The organism is Pseudomonas sp. E102 (assembly GCF_052660185.1).
In genome coordinates this window covers 4,338,640-4,358,777 of sequence record NZ_CP084025.1, presented here as the reverse complement: position 1 = coordinate 4,358,777, position 20,138 = coordinate 4,338,640, and the positions used below count along the sequence as shown (strand labels likewise).

Below are 20,138 nucleotides of genomic sequence, written 5' to 3'. Positions count from 1 at the left end.
CGATGGCGGCCTGACAGTCGGCCTTGTTGACCGGGTACATATCCATTTCTGCGGTAATAGCGGCTTATGGTTCCGCCCTTACGGCGGCTCACTTTTTTTCAAACGCCAAAAAAAGTAAGCAAAAAAGGCTTGGCCCCACCACTCGGTGCCTCGCCAAGGCTCGGCATGCCCTCACTCCGGCATTGCTCCGTGGGCCCGCCGCGAAGGACCATCCATGGTCCAGCGCGGCTATCCCGGCATCCATGCCGGGATGCCCACTCCACAATGCCTGCGTTCGGCCATCGTGGTTAATGGGGCCCCTAGATCAAAAGCCAAGCCGAGGCGGCCTTAGGGCCGACCTGGCTCTCGGTGGGACCGCGTTCCCCCTGTGGGAGCGAGCCTGCTCGCGAAGACGGCGGCACATACAACATGGATGCAAGCTGACCCACCGCCATCGCGAGCAAGCTCGGCTCCCACTGCAATCGGCGGTGGACACTGATCTTATAAACGACCAAAAACCTTCGTCGAGCCGAGACTATGAGGATTCAAGGCTGACAAAGCCCCCGTGGCGAGGGAGCTTGCTCCCGCTGGCCTGCGGAGCAGGCCCCAGACCAGGCACAGCGTTCTGTCAGCCAGATGGGGCATTACCAGTTTGGGGCTACTGCGTAGCCCAGCGGGAGCAAGCTCCCTCGCCACTAAGGCGAAGTGTTATCGAAATCACCCCAAACCCCCACAAACTCCCTGTAAACTCCGGCCTTTGCCCAGCACCCAGGGAGTCGGCAATGTCGGGTTCGATCCTTTATATCCATGGCTTCAACAGCGCCCCGGCGTCGACCAAAGCCTGTCAATTGGTCGACGTGATGGCTCGCCTTGGCCTCAGCGACCAATTGCGGGTGCCTGCCTTGCATCACCACCCTCGCCAAGCGATGGAGCAGATGGAGCAGGCGATTGCAGAACTGGGCCGGCCGCTGCTGGTCGGCAGCTCGCTCGGCGGCTACTATGCGACTCACTTGGCCGAGCGCCACGGGCTCAAGGCCCTGTTGGTCAATCCTGCCGTGAGCCCGCATCGGATGTTCGACGGGTACCTGGGAACGCAGAAGAATTTGTACACCGACGAAACCTGGGAGTTGACCCACGACCACGTCACGGCCCTGGCCGAGCTGGAAGTGCCGGCGCCCCGGGATCCGCAGCGCTTTCAGGTATGGTTGCAAACCGGTGACGAAACGCTGGATTATCGCCACGCCCAGCAATATTACCGGGCCTGTGCCTTGCGCATCCAGGCCGGCGGTGACCACAGTTTTCAGGGGTTTGCCCGACAGTTGCCGGCGTTGTTGAGTTTTGCCGGCATTGGCGCCGATTTGTATCAGGCGATCGACTTCACGTCGCTGTGAGCCATCGCCCCCTTTTTCATTGAACACTGACGACGAGACCCCATGGCCACTCCCAGCGCTAGCTCTTATAACGCAGACGCCATCGAAGTCCTCTCGGGCCTCGACCCGGTGCGCAAGCGCCCCGGCATGTACACCGACACCAGTCGGCCGAACCACCTCGCCCAGGAAGTCATCGACAACAGCGTCGACGAAGCCTTGGCTGGGCATGCGAAGTCGGTGCAGGTCATCCTGCACGCCGATCACTCGCTGGAAGTCAGCGATGACGGCCGCGGCATGCCGGTGGACATTCACCCTGAAGAGGGCGTGTCGGGCGTCGAGCTGATCCTCACCAAGCTCCACGCCGGCGGCAAGTTTTCCAACAAGAACTACCAGTTCTCCGGCGGCCTGCACGGGGTGGGTATTTCCGTGGTCAACGCCTTGTCGACCCAGGTGCGGGTGCGGGTCAAGCGTGATGGCAACGAATACCAGATGACCTTCGCCGATGGCTATAAGGCCACCGAGCTGGAAGTGGTCGGCAGTGTCGGTAAGCGCAACACCGGGACCAGCGTGTATTTCGCCCCGGACCCGAAGTATTTCGATTCGCCGAAGTTCTCCGTCACCCGCCTCAAGCACGTGCTCAAGGCCAAGGCTGTCTTGTGCCCGGGGCTGTTGGTCAGTTTCGAAGACAAGGCCACCGGCGAGAAGGTCGAATGGCATTACGAGGACGGCCTGCGTTCCTACCTGGTGGACGCGGTCAACGGTTTCGAATGCCTGCCCACCGAGCCGTTCTGCGGCAGCCTGGCCGGTAACAAGGAAGCCGTGGATTGGGCGTTGTTGTGGCTGCCCGAAGGTGGCGAAAGCGTTCAGGAAAGTTACGTCAACCTGATTCCGACGGCCCAGGGCGGCACGCACGTCAACGGCTTGCGCCAAGGCTTGCTCGACGCGATGCGCGAGTTCTGCGAGTTCCGTAACCTGCTGCCCCGTGGCGTGAAGCTGGCGCCAGAAGACGTCTGGGAGCGCATCGCCTTCGTCCTGTCGATGAAGATGCAGGAGCCGCAATTCTCCGGCCAGACCAAGGAACGCCTGTCGTCCCGTGAGGCGGCGGCCTTTGTTTCCGGCGTGGTCAAGGACGCGTTCAGCCTCTGGCTCAACGCCAACCCGGAAACCGGCCTGGCCCTGGCGGAGCTGGCGATCAACAACGCCGGCCGTCGTCTCAAGGCCAGCAAGAAAGTCGAGCGCAAGCGCATCACCCAAGGACCGGCGTTGCCGGGCAAGCTCGCCGATTGCGCCGGGCAGGATCCGATGCGCTCCGAGTTGTTCCTGGTGGAAGGTGACTCCGCCGGTGGTTCGGCCAAGCAGGCGCGGGACAAGGAGTTCCAGGCGATCCTGCCGCTGCGGGGCAAGATCCTCAACACCTGGGAAGTGGACGGCAGCGAAGTGCTGGCCAGCCAGGAAGTGCATAACATCGCGGTGGCCATTGGCGTCGACCCCGGCGCCGAGGACATGAGCCAGCTGCGCTACGGCAAGATCTGCATCCTTGCCGACGCCGACTCTGACGGCCTGCACATCGCCACGTTGCTCTGCGCCTTGTTCGTCCAGCATTTCCGCCCGCTGGTGGATGCCGGCCACGTCTATGTGGCGATGCCGCCGCTGTACCGCATCGACTTGGGCAAGGAAATCTACTACGCCCTGGACGAAGCGGAGCGCGACGGCATTCTCGACCGCCTGGTCGCCGAGAAGAAACGCGGCAAGCCGCAGGTCACCCGATTCAAAGGCCTGGGCGAGATGAACCCGCCGCAGCTGCGTGAAACCACCATGGACCCGAACACCCGTCGCCTGGTGCAGTTGACCCTGGACGACTTCGCGGCAACGTCGGAAATCATGGACATGCTGCTGGCGAAAAAACGTGCAGGCGACCGCAAGACCTGGCTCGAATCCAAGGGTGACCTGGCTGAGGTCCTGGCCTGATGCGCAAGGGTTTCGCCCTGGCGCTGTTGCTGTGGGCGGGGGGGGTAGTGGCCGAGCCGGCGCCGGAGCTCACGTTGTTGTCCGAGCATGTCGTCGAAGGCATGCGCGGCGGCAATTTGTCTGGGCTGGCCTTGTGTGGCAACGAAATGTGGACTGTGTCCGATCGCGACGATGACCGGATCTATCGCCTCCAGCCGGTCGATGCGCCAGTCTGGGCGGCCGAAGTGGTTGAGATCGAAGTGCCGATGGTGCCGGACAGCGGTTTGCCGTGGGGCTTGAGGTCCCGCACATGGGCGGCGTCGTTCCTGCGCGGTGGCGAATTGGATTTCGAAGGCATCAGTTGCGACAGCGCAGGCAATCGCTATGTGGTCAGTGAGTCCCATGCCGCCGTCCTGCAAATCCCGCCGACGGGCGCTGCATCGTGGTTGAAAATCCCCCCGACGATGATTCGTCAAGCCCGGGGCAGTGGCATGTTGTTGCATTTCAATTCGCTGTTCGAAGGCCTTGCGGTCAACCCGGCCGGGGATCACATCTGGCTGGCGGCCGAGCGTGAACGGCGCGGCCTGCTGTTGATCAAGCGCCAGCAAACGGTCTGGGACTGCGACGGCAATTGTGTGTTGCTTAGCGAAGCGGGGCAGCAGATGCAGCCGCCTCAATTCCCCAAGGCCAAGGCGGTTTCACGGGATTTTGCCGATCTGTCATTGTTCAACGGCAAGCTGTTTACCCTGGAGCGCAACGCCTTCCAGATTTGCAGGCGGGATGCGCGGACGGCCGAGGTCGAGCGCTGCTGGTCGTTCGCAGCCGAGGCCTTGCAGGACGCTCGTCGTTTTTCCCAGCCCTACGGACTGGCCGAAGCGCTGGTGGTGGACGCCACCGGCGCGTGGATTGGCCTGGACAACAACGATGGAGCCCGTGCCGATGGCGAGCGGCGGCCGGTGATCTGGCGCTTCGCCGCGCCGGACAGCGGCTGGGGCGCCTCGCCATGACCCGGCAATCGCCGGGCACCAGCGCCCTCCAAGCATTTGAATTTATCCTGCGCGACGGCAATGCGCCGTTGCGCCAGACAACGAACTGATGAGGCCCGCATGAGCGATATTCTTGCAGACAGCTTGGACGGCGTAGAACGCCGGTCGCTGGCTGACTTCACCGAAAACGCCTACCTCAATTACTCCATGTACGTGATCATGGACCGCGCCTTGCCGCACATCGGCGATGGCCTGAAACCGGTTCAACGGCGGATCGTCTACGCCATGAGCGAATTGGGGCTGGATGCTGACTCCAAGCACAAGAAATCGGCCCGTACCGTCGGTGACGTGCTCGGTAAGTTCCACCCTCACGGCGACTCGGCCTGCTACGAAGCGATGGTGCTGATGGCCCAGCCGTTCAGCTATCGCTACACGCTGGTGGACGGGCAGGGCAACTGGGGTGCGCCGGATGATCCCAAGTCCTTCGCGGCCATGCGCTACACCGAGGCGCGGTTGTCGCGCTATTCCGAGGTGCTGCTCAGCGAACTGGGCCAGGGCACCGCGGACTGGGGCCCTAACTTCGACGGCACCCTCGACGAACCCCTGGTGTTACCGGCGCGTTTACCGAATATCCTCCTCAACGGCACCACCGGTATCGCCGTCGGCATGGCCACCGACGTGCCCCCGCATAACCTGCGGGAAGTGGCCACTGCGTGCGTGCGTTTGCTGGACGAGCCGAAGGCCACGGTGGAGCAGCTCTGCGAGCATATCCAGGGGCCGGATTATCCGACCGAAGCGGAAATCATCACGCCCCGCGCCGATCTGCTGAAAATCTATGAAACCGGTCGTGGTTCGGTGCGCATGCGGGCCGTTTATCACATCGAAGACGGCGACATCATCGTCACGGCGCTGCCCCATCAGGTCTCCGGGGCCAAGGTGTTGGAGCAGATTGCCGCGATGATGCAGGCAAAACCGTCGAAAGCGCCCCAGGTGGCCGACCTGCGTGACGAATCCGACCACGAGAACCCATGCCGCATCGTGATCATCCCGGTCAACAGCCGGGTCGACCACGAAGCACTGATGCAGCACCTGTTCGCCAGCACGGACCTGGAGTCCAGCTACCGGGTCAACATCAACATCATCGGCCTGGACGGCAAGCCGCAGCTCAAGAACCTGCGGGCGTTGCTGGTGGAGTGGCTCGAATTCCGGGTCAAGACCGTGCGCCGGCGCCTGCAATTCCGCCTGGACAAGGTCGAGCGCCGCCTCCACCTGTTGGACGGTTTGCTGATTGCCTACCTCAACCTGGACGAAGTGATCCACATCATCCGGACCGAGGAGCACCCCAAGGCCAAGCTGATCGAGCGTTTTGCGCTGAGCGAAATCCAGGCCGACTACATCCTCGACACTCGCCTGCGCCAGTTGGCGCGCCTGGAAGAAATGAAGCTGCGTGCCGAGCAGGACGAACTGCTCAAGGAACAAGCCAAGCTGCAAGCCTTGCTGGGCAGCGAAGCCAAGCTCAAGAAGCTGGTGCGCACCGAGCTGCTGAAGGACGCCGAAACCTACGGCGACGACCGTCGCTCGCCGATCGTCGAGCGCGCCGAAGCCAAGGCGTTGAGCGAGCACGACCTGCTGCCGAACGAGAAGGTTACCGTCGTGCTCTCTGAAAAAGGCTGGGTGCGCTCGGCCAAGGGGCATGATATTGACGCCGCCGGGCTTTCCTACAAGGCCGGGGATGGCTTCAAGGCCTTGGCGCCGGGGCGTTCGAACCAGTTTGCGGTGTTCATCGACTCCACCGGGCGTAGTTATTCGGTCCCGGCCCACACCTTGCCATCGGCCCGTGGACAGGGCGAACCGCTGACCGGTCGTCTGACGCCACCACCGGGTGCAACTTTTGAATGTGTGCTGATGCCTGATGATGACGGGCTGTACGTTATCGCGTCGGACGCCGGGTACGGGTTCGTCGTCAAGGGTGAGGATCTGCAAGCCAAGAACAAGGCGGGCAAGGCGCTGTTGAGCCTGCCGAACAACGCCAAAGTCATCGCACCTCGCCCAGTCATCGACCGCGAGAGCAATTGGCTGGCGTCGGTGACGACAGAGGGCCGGTTGCTGGTGTTCAAGATCAGCGATCTGCCACAGCTCGGTAAAGGCAAGGGCAACAAGATTATCGGTATTTCCGGCGAACGGGTGGCGAGTCGCGAGGAATATGTCACGGATATTGCAGTGATACCGGAGGGTGCCACGCTTGTGCTGCAGGCTGGAAAGCGTACGCTTTCATTGAAAGCGGACGATCTTGAGCATTACAAAGGTGAACGTGGTCGGCGGGGCAACAAGCTTCCGAGAGGTTTTCAGCGGGTGGATGCACTGCTCGTCGAAAACCTCAATTGAGCGTGCTAGAGGGCTCGGTCCGCGATTAAAAGCCGCGGATCGGTGCTTTGGCGCTGGAGTCGGGACGCATATTCACGGATGATAGGCCCTTTCAAGCGCCGGCGTGGCCGAGCGTTCTTCAATAATGACCGAGTATTTTTCACTGTGGTAAGCCTTGTGGCCGCCACCTGGACGAGACAATGACTGCTCTGCGCCTTCCTATTTTGTGGCTCGCCGGCCTGCTTGGCCTGGCGGGCTGCAGCATGAACCAGCCGGTGTCGCTGTACCAACTGGACAGCGGTACCCCGGCCCAGCCTGCACAAAGCACAGGCATGGCCGTACTGCTTGGCCCGGTTCTGATCGCTGACTACCTGCAGCGTGAAACCTTGTTGCAACGTCAACCGGACGGCAGCCTGCAAGCCGCCACCGATGGTCGTTGGGCCGGCAGCCTGTCTTCGGACATCGATCAATTATTGCTGCGTCAGGTGGCCGGACACCTGGACAGCCAGCGCGTGGTACTGGCCCCCGCTACCCAGGGGTTCACTCCGGACGTACAGGTCTTGTTGTCGATTACCCGTCTGGACTCAGGCAAATCCCAACCTGCGGTACTGGATGCCCAGTGGCGGCTGATCGATCGTCGCGGCACGGTTCGCGAAAACCGTATCGTGCACCTGCAGGAGCAGCATGCAGGCACCACCGCGGCGCAGGTCCAGGCTCAAGGCGTGCTTTTGCAGCGCCTGGCCGAGCAACTGTCCGTGTCGCTCAAGCCTCTGGCCAACCAACCCCCTATCGCGGAAGTCCCGCGCAAGGCGGCGCCCGCTCCGGCCAAGCCGGTGGAAAAGGAAAAGGACAAGATTCCCATGGCTCTGCCGATTCGTACGGACATGGAAGTGTTCCGGTTCTGACGATTTGATGACTGCCAGACAAAGCCCGCGTTGATGCGGGCTTTGTTGTTTCTGCCGGTTGGAATATCTGGTGTCTGTGCTGGCCTCATCGCGAGCAAGCTCGCTCCCACAGGGGACCTACGGTCGTATGAAGATCCCTGTGGGAGCGAGCTTGCTCGCGATAGGGCCAGCGAAGGCAACAAAAAACCCGCAGACGATTACTCATCTGCGGGTTTTATTATTTCAGGGCCGAGACCTCAAGCCTGACGCTCATGCATGCGCGCCAGTTGCCGCTCCAGCATCGATGGATATGGCTCCATCAATCGTTCCACACAGCAAGCGCCTTCCGGGCTGGCGATGGGGCGAATGCGGGTGCGTTGGCGGATCAGGGCGTCATCGTTGATCTTGCGCTCCACCAGCAACAAGTTGCGGCTGTGCTGGGAGAGGGCCAATGCGTCCTGGGCGGTTTCGGTGAGCAGCAGGTCGATCTGGCTCAGGCCGAACAGGCCGTCGCCCAAGGTCAAGCCCAACTGCAATTGCAGGGTGATGCCGCTGTCGGCGACTTCGATTTGCAATTGATGACCCAGCGCGCGCAGCAGTTCACCGCAGCAAATGGCGTTGGTCAGGTAGTCGTCGCCGCTGTCTTCGGCATGGAAGAGCATCAGCGTACTGCCGTCATTGAGGGTATGCAGTTCGCCTTGATAAAGCGATGCGGCTTGGTCAAGGCAGTCGCGATAGCGTTCGAGCAGCTCCTTCAGGCGCGCCTGGGGCAGGCGGCGCAGCTGATCCTGGGCACCCAGTTGAACGGCCAGCACGGCGCTGTGCTGGGGCACGTTCGAGGCGGGGCGGGCAGCCGGTTGAGGAGCGCCGGTCACCGCGTCGTCGCGCAAATCGGCAAAGGCGTCGTCGTCTTCCTCGTCTTCGACCGTGCGCACCACATGGCGCGGCGCAGGGCGGGAGGCGGGCATCGGTGCGCTTTCGTCAAAGCCCGGGTCACGCAGGTTGCGCACCTCGAAGCCCGGCTCGGCATCGTCCTCGTCGACGTAGTCGATGTCTTCAGGCTCCGGCACCGGCTCAGGTTCCGGCGCGAAGCTGGCGTGTAGTTGCCGAGCCAGGTCGCCGATCTCATCCTGGCGCTGGGTCGCCGGCGTGTGTTCATCGATGTCCCGCAGCCAGACGCGCAATTGCAACAACGGCGTGGAGATGTGCCGTCCCAGGCGCAGGCTCAAGGCCAGGGCAAGCGCCAGCAGGATCGCGCTGAGAATGCCCATGCTTTGCAGGCTGATGGTCATCGGTTGCTGGAACTGGTCCATGTCCAGGCTGATGCGCAGTTGCCCGGCCGTCACATCCTGGAAAGTGATCTTGCTCTGGTACATGCCGCCGGTCTCGCCCAGCAGGCCAGGTTTAGGGCGCTGGCCGGCCTCCGCGAGGATGCGGTTGTCCACGCTGTAGATGGCGGCGTGGGCGACCAGTTTGTTCTTGGTCAGGTTGTTGAGCAGCACGTTGAGGCTGAGGATGTCGTTGGACACCAGCAACTCGGTGGCGGAGGTGGCGGTCTGGGTGGTCAGGCTTTCACCCAGGGCGTCCGCCTGCTCATGCATGGCCTGCTTGAATTGCAGGCCCATCACGCAGGCATAGATGACCAGGGCCAGGGCGACCAGGATCACGTTATGGCTGGCGATGCGCAATGCAATCGGCACGCGGCGATGGCGCAATGCACGGAAGATCAGCAGGAAGAAGTTGTCGGTTTTGACTGGCGTGGGCCGGTTCACTGAGCTCGGCTCTTTGTCCGTGAAATTGACGCGCAGTATAGCGACAGGCCCATGGCCGGCAAAGCACTGGCGGTGCCCGATGGTCACTGAATGTGGGTAGAATGCGGTTTTTTTCCACCTGCGGGGGTGCGCCTTGCGCGAAATCGTCCTGATAAACATCACTGGCAGCGACCGTCCGGGTCTGACTGCGGCCATTACCGGCGTTCTGGCCCAGGGTGGTGTGACCATTCTCGACATCGGTCAGGCGGTGATCCATGACACGCTGTCGTTCGGCATCCTGGTTGAAATTCCGGACGCCGAACAAAGCAAGTCGGTGCTCAAGGACATCCTGTTCACGGCCTACAAGCTTGACCAGCAGGTGCGTTTCACCCCGGTATCCGAAGCCGATTACCAGCATTGGGTAGCCGGCCAGGGCAAGAAGCGCCACATCGTGACGCTGTTGACCCGCAAGGTGACCGCCGAGCAGTTGCAACGGGTCAGTTCGATCACCGCCCAATACGGGCTGAACATCGACCATATCGACCGACTCTCCGGGCGTATGCCGCTCGATACTCCGGCTGACCAGGGCAAGGGCTGCATCGAGTTTTCCGTGCGCGGCGAACCGGCCGACCCCCAGGCGCTGCGGGCCGAATTCCTCAGCGTGGCCCAGGAGCTGAACGTCGACATCGCGTTCCAGGAAGATTCGCTGTTCCGCCGCAACCGTCGCCTGGCGGTGTTCGACATGGATTCGACGTTGATCGAAGCCGAAGTCATCGACGAATTGGCAAAAGCGGCTGGCGTGGGCGACAAGGTCTCGGCGATCACCGAGCGGGCCATGGCCGGCGAGCTGGATTTTCGTGCCAGTTTCAAAGAACGCCTGGCGCTGCTCAAGGGCCTGGACGTCAGCGTGCTCGATTCCATCGGCGCCTCACTGCGGCTGACGGAGGGCGCCGAAACCCTGTTCGCCGAACTCAAGCGCCTGGGCTACAAAACCGCCATCCTGTCCGGCGGCTTCACCTATTTCGCCAAGCAGTTGCAGGCCAAGCTCGGCATCGACTACGTGTTCGCCAATGAACTGGAAGTGGTGGACGGCAAGGTCACCGGCGTGGCCGTCGAGCCGATCGTCGATGCCCAGCGCAAGGCGGACCTGCTGCGCGAATTGGCCGAAAAAGAAGGCCTTCGCCTGGAGCAGACCATTGCCGTGGGCGACGGAGCCAACGACCTGCCGATGCTGGCCATCGCCGGCCTGGGCGTGGCGTTCCGGGCCAAGCCGCTGGTCAAGCAATCGGCCCGGCAGGCGATTTCGACCTTGGGGTTGGATGGGGTGTTGTACCTGTTGGGCTTCCGGGATCGCGACGGGCAGGTTTGAGCAATTCGCCGATCGTTGGATTTCGCATACCCGTGGCGAGGGAGCTTGCTCCCGCTGGCCTGCGCAGCAGGCCCAATACGGCCCACCTGAAACGCCTGGGTGTCAGGTTTCGGGGCCGCTTCGCGGCCCAGCGGGAGCAAGCTCCCTCGCCACGCAATAGTTGTTGTTCCTTAGAGCGACTTCCACAACGAATCGAAATCCCCCTCTTGCGTGCCGTCACCCCCGTTCGCCGCTGATTCGTCCTGGCGATAAGCGAACTGGTTGAAACTGTGGGTGCTGGTCACTCGTCGATCGAGCCCGGCGCGCCGTTCCTCGCCATTGGTGTTGATCAACACCTGCTGGCCTTCCTGGAAAGGCAGGCGCGGGGCGATTACGGTGGGGGGCAAGTCGATGGCGCTGATCTCCGGAAGCAGCAGCCCGCGCAGATAGTGCCCTTGCTCGTTTTGCTCTCGAAGCAATTGCAGGCCGCACGGCTGGGCATGGGGCGCGACCAGTTCGATCCCCATCTGCATGGCGCCATTGCGCACCTGGCGAATCCAGCGCACCACGGCGATGCTCCAGCTCTGGTCGTTGGCGTCCCGGATACCCACCATTTCCCCAGCCTGTAGTTGTTCCGGCACCTCCTTCGGCCAGCCAAGGCAGTAACCTCCCGGGCTGTGGTTGATGATCGGCAAGTCGTAGGTGGGGAAATGGTGCTGGTTGTCGGAGCTTGCGGCGTCATCATCGGCCGGATTGACCGGGTATTCGATTTCTTCGTAGGGCAAAAGCTCACTGTCACCGCTGGGCGCTGCGTCGAAGGCTTGGTCCCAGGTATCGTTTTTCCGGGTGGGCGACGCCTCGAAGCGGGCCTTGCGAGTGGCCGGGTTCTTCAGGATTTCACTGAATGAGCGTTCGCCGCCAAGGTAATAATGCAAGGCGCTCATGCCCACGCACAGGGTCAGTGTGCCGTTGCCCTCGGTGCGCTGGAAACTGCGCTCGGCAGCTTCGCCCCAGGCGGCTTGCAGATGATGCAAGGTGTCGGCGCTCATGCCGGCCGGTACCGTCAACGTCGACTCGACCGGTTGCGCCAAGTGGGTGGTAATGGCACGCACCAGCGGCTGTGGGTCGAAACCCAGCAGGGTGGGTTGCTGTTCCGCCCGGAATTTCGAGCGGTAGCGCGGACCGACATCCAGCTGCGGCGCGACCGCGAACAGGCTGGAGGCGGTCACGGCCGGGTCCAGCTTGACCCCTTGGCTCCAGGGTTCGAGCACTTCGGCCAATCGGGCAATCTGGCTCTGGCGCAATTGGTTGCTGCGCGAGGCGCCCAGCAATAGCGCGACGACGTAGGTTTGCTCGACGTTCAGTTGGTGAACCTGACTGGCCAGTTCATCGCTGACGGCCAGGTGCTGCAGTTTATGCTGGCAAGCGATCCGGTACAGCTGATGCAGATCGAGCCAGAGCCCCTCGGGCACAGGGCTGTACAACTGGCTGGAGCGTAGCAACGTGCTATTGAGCGCGTGGACTGCCCGTTGCGCTGCGGTAGCCAGCAGGCGCGCCCGGTCCTTGGAAAATTTCGACGAGATACGCCCGACGATCTGTTTGTAGCCCATCGCCAGGTGGGCTTGCAGGGCCTGGCACAGGTTGACGATCTTGCGCGATCGCTCATCCAGCACGATGGCCTGCTGCAGGAAGTGCCGCTCAAGGTGCTTGCAGACGTAATAAACCTCTGGTCGCAGCAGCTCCAGCAGTTGCAGGCGATTATCGCTGGGGGTCAGCAGTTGGTTCAGCTCGCCGAGTGCCTGGTACAGCAGGCGAGCGGTTTCGCCGATGTTGGCCTTGGGCAGGTTGGCGATCCAACGCTTGAGGTCGCGTGGCGCGGCATCGCAGAAAGACAGGCGCGACTGGGTCGGTGTCAAGACGCGCAGTAGCTGGAGAGGGCTGGTCTCATTCATGCCGTGGACGGGCTCCGGCGGGAAATGAAAAGGATGTTTCCAACTCTAGCAGCTGTAGGCGAAAGAGGTGCTCTGTGATTGTCGGATACCCAGTGGGAGCGAGTTTGCTCCCACTGGGTGAGCTTTTGGATCAGGCGTTCGGCAGTGCCAGGGCCTGGCCCATCTGCACCGGCGAGCCCGCCACGAGGTCTTCGGCCCATTTCACCTGGTCTGGTCCAAACAGCACGATAGCGGTTGAACCCAACTTGAACCGGCCCAGTTCGGCGCCTTTTTCCAGGTGGATCGGCGCGCGAGCGGCCTCATCGTAGCGGAAAGTCTTCAACTCGCGCTTGGGCGGTGTCACCAGGCCGGCCCAGACGGTTTCGATGGAGGCGACGATCATCGCGCCCACCAGCACCACGGCCATCGGCCCGCGCTCGGTGTCGAAAATGCACGCGACGCGTTCGTTGCGGGCGAACAGCTCCGGGACGTTTTCGGCGGTGGTCTGGTTGACCGAGAAAATCCGTCCTGGGATGTAGACCATTTCCCGCAGGGTGCCGGCCAGCGGCATGTGTACGCGGTGGTAGTCCTTGGGCGACAGGTAGATGGTAGCGAAGTCGCCGCCCATGAATGGCGCCGCGTTGGCCGCATCCCCGCCCAGCAGTTCCAGCACGCTGAAACTATGGCCCTTGGCCTGGAACACCCGGCCATGCTCGATCGGGCCGAGCTGGCTGACGGCGCCGTCGGCGGGGCTGAGGATCGCGCCGGGCGTTTCGTCCAGGGGACGCGCACCGTCTTTCAATGCGCGGGTGAAAAACGCGTTGAAGTGTTCATAGGCAGTGAGGTCTTCCACCAGCGCCTGGGACATGTCCACCTGGTAACGCTTGGCGAACCAGGCCGTGAAGGCGTTCTTGAACCAGCGAACGCGACACTCGGCGATGCAGCCGGCCAGCCGCGACAGCAGGTGGTGCGGCAGCAGGTATTGGGAGAGGATGAACAAGCGGTTTTTCATTAACTGTCCTTAAATCTTCAAAGCTCGATGGGCGTGTCGGGATGATTGCCCCATTCGCCCCATGAACCGGCATAGCCCTTGACCCGCGGATAACCGAGCGCCTTGGCCACCAGATAGGTGAAGCCAGAGCGGTGGTGGGTCTGGCAGTGGGTGATGACTTCTTTATCGGGCGTGATGCCCAGCTGTTCGAGAATCTGCGGCATGTCCTTGCGGATGCGCAGGCTGCGCGCAGGATCCATGCCGGCCGTCCATTCGAAATTGACCGCGCCGGGGATGTGTCCGCCCCGGGCCGCCACGACTTTTTCACCGGAATATTCCAGCGGGCCGCGCGCATCCCAGATCGCCAGGTCTTTCGAGCCAAGACGGCTTTGCAGGTACTCGCGAGTGGCGGTGGGTTCGTCGTGCAGCACCAGGCTGACATCGCCGGCGGCCGGCGCCGGGGTGTCGATCGACACCGGCAGGCCCTGGTCCAGCCAGGACAACAGCCCGCCGTCGAGATAGTGGTAGTTGGAGTGCCCGATCACGTCGAGCAGCCAGATAAAACGCCCGGCCCAGCCGCCGCCTTCGTCGTCATACACCACATAGACCGCGCCAGGGTTATGCCCGAGTTCGCCGAACAGCGTTTCCAGGTCGGCCTTCGCCGGCAACAGTCCCGGCGCCGGGGGCTGGCCCAGTTGCGTGCGTTTGGGATCGACGAAGCGCGCGCCAGGAATATGGCCGGTGCTGTAGCGCGCCGCGCTGGTCAGGTCCACCAGAATCAGATTGGGAGCATCGAGGCGCGGCAAGAGCTCGTTGGGCTCGATTACCAGCGGCAAGCCAGAGAAGTCAGGCATGTGAGGTCTCCTGGGGCGCAAAGGGAAGGGATTGTAGCAAGTTCAGCGGCCACGGTTGGTAAAGCTGTGCAGGGCCCTTTCGATGCATTGCACGGTTTTGCCGAAAGCCTGAACGGTCACGTCCGAGAACGGACCGCCACCCTGGTCCGCGACCACTAGCATGATCACCCGTCCATTACACGTCAGTGAGCGCAACAGCAGGTGCTCGCCCCGGAACAGGGCGCGAAGGGCCGGAGGCAGCAAGGCGGAGAACTGGGCGTTGTTCTCTGGAGTCAGGCGAACCTGGGCCTGTTGAGCCAGTAGCCGCTGCAAGACCTTGCTTTGGCTGATGGAGAAGCTCATCGCCGCTGCTTCCTTGGGCAGGCCGGCGGTCTGATGTACACGAACACTGGTCTGGCTGCGATCGGGCATTAAAATCATCACCCGGCGCATGCCGCACGCCACCAGGGTATCTCGCGCCGAAGTGGTCAGGTGCATGGCGTTGCTGAAAGGGCTCGGTTCCACCAGCAGCGCGGCGCATTGCTTGCGCCATTGGGACAGGTCCTGGGCGCTGGGCGGGGCGGAGGGCAACAAGCCGGGATGCACGCGGCGGCTGCCCAGGGGCCAGATCAGTGCCACGGCGGGGTGCCAGAGGTCCGGCATGGTGTGCTGGCGAGCACTGTTGGCGGCTTGTTGGTGCAGTTGCTGCTGAAGTTCGTCCATCTGCATCTGTAGATACAGGCTGGTGAGGTATTGCCAGCGAGCGCTGTGCGGGCTTTCCCAGGCCTCTTGCGCCGACAGTGCCAGACCATTGGCCAGCAGCACTGTATTGGCGGGTTGATTGAGCCAGCGCCGCAGCGTCGGGTCGTCGTCTAGGCGATTTTGCTGGCGTAGCGGATGTTCGCTGTCGCGGGCGATGCGCAGCACTTTCATCAGTTCGCGGCGTTCATTCAGCAGCAGGCGATAGCCTTGCGCCACCCAGATGGGCAGGCGCCACGCCTCCACCAACGCGAGGCAGATGTTCAGCAGGCTGACGCCGAACAGTTCGCGCTCGACCTGTCTGGCCGGCTGGCGTTTATGGACGACCCGCAGCTCCCATTCCGCCAGCAGGCGTGGATGGGTCAGGGCCAAGGGCCAGAGCGGCGACAGGAACAACAGGCTGCCCCAGTGGATGTCCTGCCACAGCCGCGCCAGGCGGCTGGCGAAAAAACCATTGGCCTGTTGTGTGGCGTGCTGGCTGATCAATTGCAACTGGCGCAGGGCGACCGGTATCTGGTGCGCCGGTAGCGAAGGCAGGCGCGCGAGCAATTCCTCGGTGCGCTTGAGGCCGAGGCGGTTGATCGCCACTTCGAGGTTCTCAGCCGGCTCCGCCAGGCTGCCGTGGGTGTGATGGTTGGCTTCGCGGATGACGCTCAGGGCCAGCGCGGGGCTGTCCTGCATCAATTCGGCGATGTCGCGCAACGAGCGGCGGCTGTCGGAAATGGCCTTGCAGACCAGGTCATGACTGGCCTGGGGCACCGGTAAATGGACGCCTTCGAGCAGCTTTACCCAGCCTTCGATCGTGGTCGGTCTTGGAGTTGGAACGTTCGTTTCGTTAGCCATGGTTGGACGTGATCTTCGCATGAGGTATCTACGCCCGGAACGGGGCAAATTGGCTTTTCGCCGGAACTGGCTATAGTCTGGCGCAGTTTTGCCGATAAGTAGAAGAAGAGATTTTTCAGCTTCCGAATATGACCTTGAACCCGACTTAAATAAGTACTTTCTATCTATGGCTAAAATTATCGGCATCATTGTCGTGTTCGCGAGCGTGCTCGGCGGATACGTGCTTTCCCATGGCAAGATCGCTGCGCTGATCCAACCGTTCGAGGTGATGATCATCGGCGGTGCGGCTCTTGGCGCATTCCTCCAGGCGAACCCTGGCTATATGACCATGCATGTGCTCAAGAAATCCTTGAGCATGTTCGGCTCGCGCTTCAGCCACACCTTCTATCTTGAGGTGCTGGGGCTGGTCTACGAGATCCTCAACAAGAGCCGCCGCGAAGGCATGATGGCGATCGAGGGCGACATCGAAGACGCCGCCGCCAGCCCGATCTTCGCCAAGTACCCTTCGGTGCTGAAAGACGAGCGCATGACCGCGTTCATCTGCGATTACCTGCGCATCATGTCGTCCGGCAACATGGCGCCCCATGAGCTGGAAGGCTTGTTCGACATGGAGCTGTACAGCCTCAAGGAAGACCTGGAGCACCCATCCCACGCAGTCAACGGCATCGCCGACGGCATGCCCGGCTTCGGTATCGTTGCGGCGGTATTGGGTATCGTGGTGACCATGGCGTCCCTGGGTGAAGGCGACCAGGCTTCCATCGGCCTGCACGTGGGTGCGGCACTGGTGGGTACCTTCTTCGGTATTTTGGCCGCGTATGGTTTCTTCGGCCCGCTGGCCCACTCCCTGGCCCATGACGCCAAGGAAGAACTCAATGTCTATGAAGCCATCAAGGCTTCCCTGGTGGCCTCGGCCTCGGGCATGCCACCGTCCCTGGCGGTGGAGTTCGGCCGCAAGGTCCTGTACCCGGCGCACCGTCCAAGCTTTGCCGAGCTGGAACAAGCGGTTCGCGGTCGATAGTGCTCTGCTTTGCAGATACGTTCCTTTTTTGGCGAGTGACTGTTGCTGCCAGACAAGGCGCCGCGACGAGTCATAGCCCGCTATGGCGAGGAGCGGCAATACAGTATGGCAGCAACAGGCACCGTCAAAATGGAACAGTATTTGTGAAGCAGAGCACTCGTTATGGAGAATAACCAACCGATCATCGTCAAGCGCGTCAAGCGTATAGCTGGCGGGCATCACGGCGGCGCCTGGAAAATCGCTTTCGCTGACTTTGCCACGGCGATGATGGCGTTCTTCCTGGTGCTGTGGCTGCTGTCCACGGCGACGCCGGAACAGAAGATCGCGATCGCCGGTTACTTCAAGGACCCGGTGGGTTTTTCCGAGAGCGGCACGCCGTACATCATCGATCTGGGCGGCTCGCCTGTCCTGGCACCGGAAAATACCCTCAACCCCGAGGTCAAGTCCCAGCCCCAGCCCGACAAGGCGACCGTCGACGCCAATGAGGCCGAGGGCATGGCCGAGCAGGTCGAGCGCGAGCGTCTGGAATTGCTCCTGCAAGAGTTGCAGAACAAGGTCGAAGAAAATCCCGAATTGCAGAAGTTCAAGGACCAGATCCTGTTCGAGATCACGCCGAACGGCCTGCGCATCCAGATCATGGACGCCGACAACCGGCCGATGTTCGACTCTGGCAGCGCGCGGCTCAAGCCGTATTTCGAAGACATCCTGCTGGCCATGGCCGACACCATCAAGGCGGTGCCGAACAAGATCAGTATCAGCGGCCATACCGATGCCAAGCCGTACGTGGGCAAAGGCGATTTCGGTAACTGGGAACTCTCGGCCAACCGCGCCAACGCGGCACGTCGCGCCCTGGTGGCGGGCAGCTATCCGGATGAGCAAGTGGCGCGGGTGGTCGGTTATGCGTCTTCGGCACTGTTCGATCGCCAAGACCCTTTCAATCCGGTCAACCGGCGTATCGATATCGTGGTGTTGACCAAGAAGGCCCAAAAAGCCATCGAGGGTTCACAAGCAGACGATTCGGTGCCCGATTCGGTGCCCGGTTCGGTGCCCGATTCGGCCCAAGGCGAGGGCGCGCCAGGTGAAGTGTCGGTGCCACCGGCCGCGCCAGGTGCAGCGGTCGATCCGAACGCCTTGCCGGCGGACCAGCAGCCGGTGCCGGCCCACGAGTTGCGCGAACGCCTGAACCTGTTCGACGACGCCGCACCGAAACCGGCCGAGCCGCCGGCGCAGTGATCCACAAAAAAGCCGACATCATTGTCGGCTTTTTTGTGGGTATCGGTTTACTTGAGACTCGTCACCATAGTGATCAGCTGTCAGTAACTGCTTTCCGGCAGGCTGGCAATGATCGAGCGGTAACTGTTCATACGTTGCTGGTGCACGCGGCCTTCTTCCAGTGCCTTGAGCAAGGCGCACCCGGGTTCGCGATCATGCTTGCAGTCGCGGAAGCGGCAGGTGCCGATCAGCTCGTTGAATTCGATGAAGCCGGCTTCGACATCCGCCCGGCTGACGTGGCCCAGGCCGAATTCGCGGATGCCCGGCGAGTCGATCAGTTCGCCGCCGCCGGGAAAGTGGAACAGCCGCGCGGTGGTTGTGGTGTGTGTGCCCTGGCCGGACAGCTCGGACAACGGCCCGACGCGGGTCTCGACCTCCGGCAGCAGGCTGTTGACCAACGAAGACTTGCCGACGCCGGACTGGCCGACGAACACGCTGATGCGTCCGTCCAGTTGCCGCTGCAATTGTTCCATGCCGTTGCCGTGATGGGCCGAGACCTCCAACACTGGGTAACCCAGGTCCCGATAGACCGACAGCAGTGCGTTCAGCGCCGGGGCGTTGTGCTCATCGATCAGGTCGAACTTGTTGAGCAGCAGCAGCGGACGGATGCCGGCGTGTTCGGCCGCTACCAGGTAACGGTCGATCAGGTTGGCGTGGGGCTCGGGCAACGGAGCGAACACGATGACGATCATGTCGACGTTGGCGGCCACTGGCTTGAGTTGGCCCCGGCTGTCGGGACGGCACAGCTCGGTGTGCCGGGGCAGTTGCGCGACGATCACGCCGATGCCCTGGTTGCCGGCACGCCAGACCACTTGGTCGCCGGTCACCAGCGCTGGCAGGTTGGCGCGCAGGTGGCAGCGGAACACCTGGCCGGCCAGTTCGCCTTCCTGGGCCTCGACCTCGACCTGCACACCGAAGTGAGCGATCACCAGGCCGGTCTGCTCGGGGCCCAGGTCGCCGCCTTCCAAGGCTTCGACAGCGCTGGATTCGCGCTTGGCGGCACGGGCGGCACGCTCGCCCTGGATCTTTTCGATGCGCCAGTTCTGACGACGATTGAGTTGGCGTTTGGCCATGGGTGTTCCGTATGAAGAAATACATCGATTGGTTTAAAACGGCGGCGAGTTTAGCACGCCCAAGGGGCTGCCTAAGCTAAACTGCGCAGCTAAGCCGAGGAGCTCCCCCATGCAAAACCTGCAAAACCCGCAGAACCTGATCTGGATCGACCTGGAAATGACCGGTCTGAACCCTGACACCGACGTCATCATCGAAATGGCCACCATCGTCACCGACAGCGATCTCAATACCTTGGCCGAAGGGCCGGTGATCGCGATCCATCACAGTGACGAGATCCTGGCCGGCATGGACGAGTGGAACACCCGCCAACACGGCGGCTCGGGCCTGACCCAACGGGTGCGCGAGAGCAAGATCAGCATGGCCGAGGCTGAAGCCCAGACCATCTCTTTCCTCGAGCAATGGGTGCCGAGGGGCAAGTCGCCGATCTGCGGCAACAGCATCTGCCAGGACCGTCGCTTCCTGTACACCCACATGAAATCCCTGGAAAGCTATTTCCATTACCGCAACCTTGACGTCTCCACGCTCAAGGAACTGGCCGCTCGCTGGGCTCCCGAAGTGCGCGACAGTTTCCAGAAAGGCAGTACGCACCTGGCCCTGGACGACATCCGCGAATCCATCGCCGAGCTGAAGCATTACCGCAAGCACTTCATCAAGTTCTGAGCCAACCCCAAGCGATCGGCGGGCAAGCTTTTGTGGCGAGGGGATTTAGCGAAACGTCGCACCGCCCCGTTGGGCTGCGGAGCAGCCCCTTGACCTGATGTCTGGTTGTGTCAGGCCGGTCGGTGTTG

15 protein-coding genes are annotated in these 20,138 nt (G+C 62.2%); 9 read left to right on the top strand and 6 right to left on the bottom strand.

What is annotated here, in order from left to right; genetic code table 11:
- The first annotated feature begins 761 nt into the window (after window positions 1-761).
- The 5 genes from DOCECA_RS19785 (at window position 762) to DOCECA_RS19765 (ending at window position 7,551) form a co-directional block, all read left to right on the top strand.
- Entirely contained in the window at window positions 762-1,370 is a 609-nt protein-coding gene (locus DOCECA_RS19785) for a YqiA/YcfP family alpha/beta fold hydrolase (protein WP_420766170.1), read from the top strand.
- Window positions 1,371-1,412: 42 nt separating this feature from the next.
- Window positions 1,413-3,317, top strand: coding sequence for a DNA topoisomerase IV subunit B (gene parE, locus DOCECA_RS19780; RefSeq protein ID WP_434608106.1), 1,905 nt, complete (start codon window positions 1,413-1,415; stop codon window positions 3,315-3,317).
- On the top strand, window positions 3,317-4,303 hold the full coding sequence (locus tag DOCECA_RS19775; RefSeq protein WP_445570960.1) for an esterase-like activity of phytase family protein: 987 nt from the start codon (window positions 3,317-3,319) through the stop codon (window positions 4,301-4,303). The genes parE and DOCECA_RS19775 overlap by 1 nt, the downstream gene beginning before the upstream one ends.
- A gap of 99 nt (window positions 4,304-4,402) precedes the next feature.
- Entirely contained in the window at window positions 4,403-6,667 is a 2,265-nt protein-coding gene (parC, locus tag DOCECA_RS19770; protein WP_420766173.1) for a DNA topoisomerase IV subunit A, read from the top strand.
- 179 nt (window positions 6,668-6,846) lie between these two features.
- On the top strand, window positions 6,847-7,551 hold the full coding sequence (locus DOCECA_RS19765) for a PqiC family protein (protein ID WP_420766174.1): 705 nt from the start codon (window positions 6,847-6,849) through the stop codon (window positions 7,549-7,551).
- Between the two features lie 236 nt (window positions 7,552-7,787).
- On the opposite strand, the gene DOCECA_RS19760 is transcribed toward DOCECA_RS19765, so the two are convergent.
- Window positions 7,788-9,302, bottom strand: a complete 1,515-nt coding sequence (locus DOCECA_RS19760; RefSeq protein WP_434560980.1) for an AhpA/YtjB family protein — start codon at window positions 9,300-9,302, stop codon at window positions 7,788-7,790.
- A gap of 133 nt (window positions 9,303-9,435) precedes the next feature.
- Between DOCECA_RS19760 and serB the strand changes: the two genes are divergently transcribed.
- Window positions 9,436-10,650 carry a phosphoserine phosphatase SerB gene (gene serB, locus DOCECA_RS19755; protein WP_420766176.1) on the top strand — a complete coding sequence of 405 codons (1,215 nt, stop codon included), beginning with the start codon at window positions 9,436-9,438 and terminating at the stop codon, window positions 10,648-10,650.
- A gap of 170 nt (window positions 10,651-10,820) precedes the next feature.
- Here the strand turns inward: serB and DOCECA_RS19750 are convergent, their stop codons facing one another.
- From DOCECA_RS19750 to DOCECA_RS19735, 4 genes are all read right to left on the bottom strand, one after another.
- Complete coding sequence (locus DOCECA_RS19750; protein ID WP_434560978.1) at window positions 10,821-12,581, bottom strand: molecular chaperone; 1,761 nt, start codon at window positions 12,579-12,581, stop codon at window positions 10,821-10,823.
- Window positions 12,582-12,711: 130 nt separating this feature from the next.
- A complete protein-coding gene (asd, locus tag DOCECA_RS19745) occupies window positions 12,712-13,572 on the bottom strand; it encodes an archaetidylserine decarboxylase (RefSeq protein ID WP_420766178.1) in 861 nt (286 codons plus the stop codon).
- A 17-nt stretch (window positions 13,573-13,589) separates the two neighbouring features.
- Window positions 13,590-14,405 (bottom strand): rhodanese-like domain-containing protein, encoded by an 816-nt coding sequence (locus DOCECA_RS19740; RefSeq protein ID WP_420766179.1) that lies wholly within the window; start codon window positions 14,403-14,405, stop codon window positions 13,590-13,592.
- 42 nt (window positions 14,406-14,447) lie between these two features.
- Window positions 14,448-15,986 (bottom strand): HDOD domain-containing protein, encoded by a 1,539-nt coding sequence (locus DOCECA_RS19735; RefSeq protein WP_445570959.1) that lies wholly within the window; start codon window positions 15,984-15,986, stop codon window positions 14,448-14,450.
- A 166-nt stretch (window positions 15,987-16,152) separates the two neighbouring features.
- Between DOCECA_RS19735 and motA the strand changes: the two genes are divergently transcribed.
- Both motA and motB read left to right on the top strand, forming a co-directional pair.
- Window positions 16,153-17,004 carry a flagellar motor stator protein MotA gene (gene motA / locus DOCECA_RS19730; RefSeq protein ID WP_198797221.1) on the top strand — a complete coding sequence of 284 codons (852 nt, stop codon included), beginning with the start codon at window positions 16,153-16,155 and terminating at the stop codon, window positions 17,002-17,004.
- Window positions 17,005-17,166: 162 nt separating this feature from the next.
- Complete coding sequence (gene motB / locus DOCECA_RS19725; RefSeq protein ID WP_434608092.1) at window positions 17,167-18,237, top strand: flagellar motor protein MotB; 1,071 nt, start codon at window positions 17,167-17,169, stop codon at window positions 18,235-18,237.
- Between the two features lie 80 nt (window positions 18,238-18,317).
- Here the strand turns inward: motB and rsgA are convergent, their stop codons facing one another.
- Window positions 18,318-19,349, bottom strand: coding sequence for a small ribosomal subunit biogenesis GTPase RsgA (gene rsgA, locus DOCECA_RS19720; protein WP_053117887.1), 1,032 nt, complete (start codon window positions 19,347-19,349; stop codon window positions 18,318-18,320).
- Between the two features lie 118 nt (window positions 19,350-19,467).
- Between rsgA and orn the strand changes: the two genes are divergently transcribed.
- Window positions 19,468-20,010, top strand: a complete 543-nt coding sequence (orn, locus tag DOCECA_RS19715) for an oligoribonuclease (RefSeq protein ID WP_434651190.1) — start codon at window positions 19,468-19,470, stop codon at window positions 20,008-20,010.
- Window positions 20,011-20,138 lie beyond the last annotated feature (128 nt).

Excerpts from the sequence above, each read along its gene's own strand:
- DOCECA_RS19785 (WP_420766170.1), top strand. The coding sequence starts at position 762 with ATGTCGGGTTCGATCCTTTATATCCATGGCTTCAACAGCGCCCCGGCG.
- parE (WP_434608106.1), top strand. The coding sequence starts at position 1,413 with ATGGCCACTCCCAGCGCTAGCTCTTATAACGCAGACGCCATCGAAGTC.
- DOCECA_RS19775 (WP_445570960.1), top strand. The coding sequence starts at position 3,317 with ATGCGCAAGGGTTTCGCCCTGGCGCTGTTGCTGTGGGCGGGGGGGGTA.
- parC (WP_420766173.1), top strand. The coding sequence starts at position 4,403 with ATGAGCGATATTCTTGCAGACAGCTTGGACGGCGTAGAACGCCGGTCG.
- DOCECA_RS19765 (WP_420766174.1), top strand. The coding sequence starts at position 6,847 with ATGACTGCTCTGCGCCTTCCTATTTTGTGGCTCGCCGGCCTGCTTGGC.
- DOCECA_RS19750 (WP_434560978.1), bottom strand. The coding sequence starts at position 12,581 with ATGAATGAGACCAGCCCTCTCCAGCTACTGCGCGTCTTGACACCGACC.
- asd (WP_420766178.1), bottom strand. The coding sequence starts at position 13,572 with ATGAAAAACCGCTTGTTCATCCTCTCCCAATACCTGCTGCCGCACCAC.
- DOCECA_RS19740 (WP_420766179.1), bottom strand. The coding sequence starts at position 14,405 with ATGCCTGACTTCTCTGGCTTGCCGCTGGTAATCGAGCCCAACGAGCTC.
- DOCECA_RS19735 (WP_445570959.1), bottom strand. The coding sequence starts at position 15,986 with ATGGCTAACGAAACGAACGTTCCAACTCCAAGACCGACCACGATCGAA.
- motA (WP_198797221.1), top strand. The coding sequence starts at position 16,153 with ATGGCTAAAATTATCGGCATCATTGTCGTGTTCGCGAGCGTGCTCGGC.
- motB (WP_434608092.1), top strand. The coding sequence starts at position 17,167 with ATGGAGAATAACCAACCGATCATCGTCAAGCGCGTCAAGCGTATAGCT.
- rsgA (WP_053117887.1), bottom strand. The coding sequence starts at position 19,349 with ATGGCCAAACGCCAACTCAATCGTCGTCAGAACTGGCGCATCGAAAAG.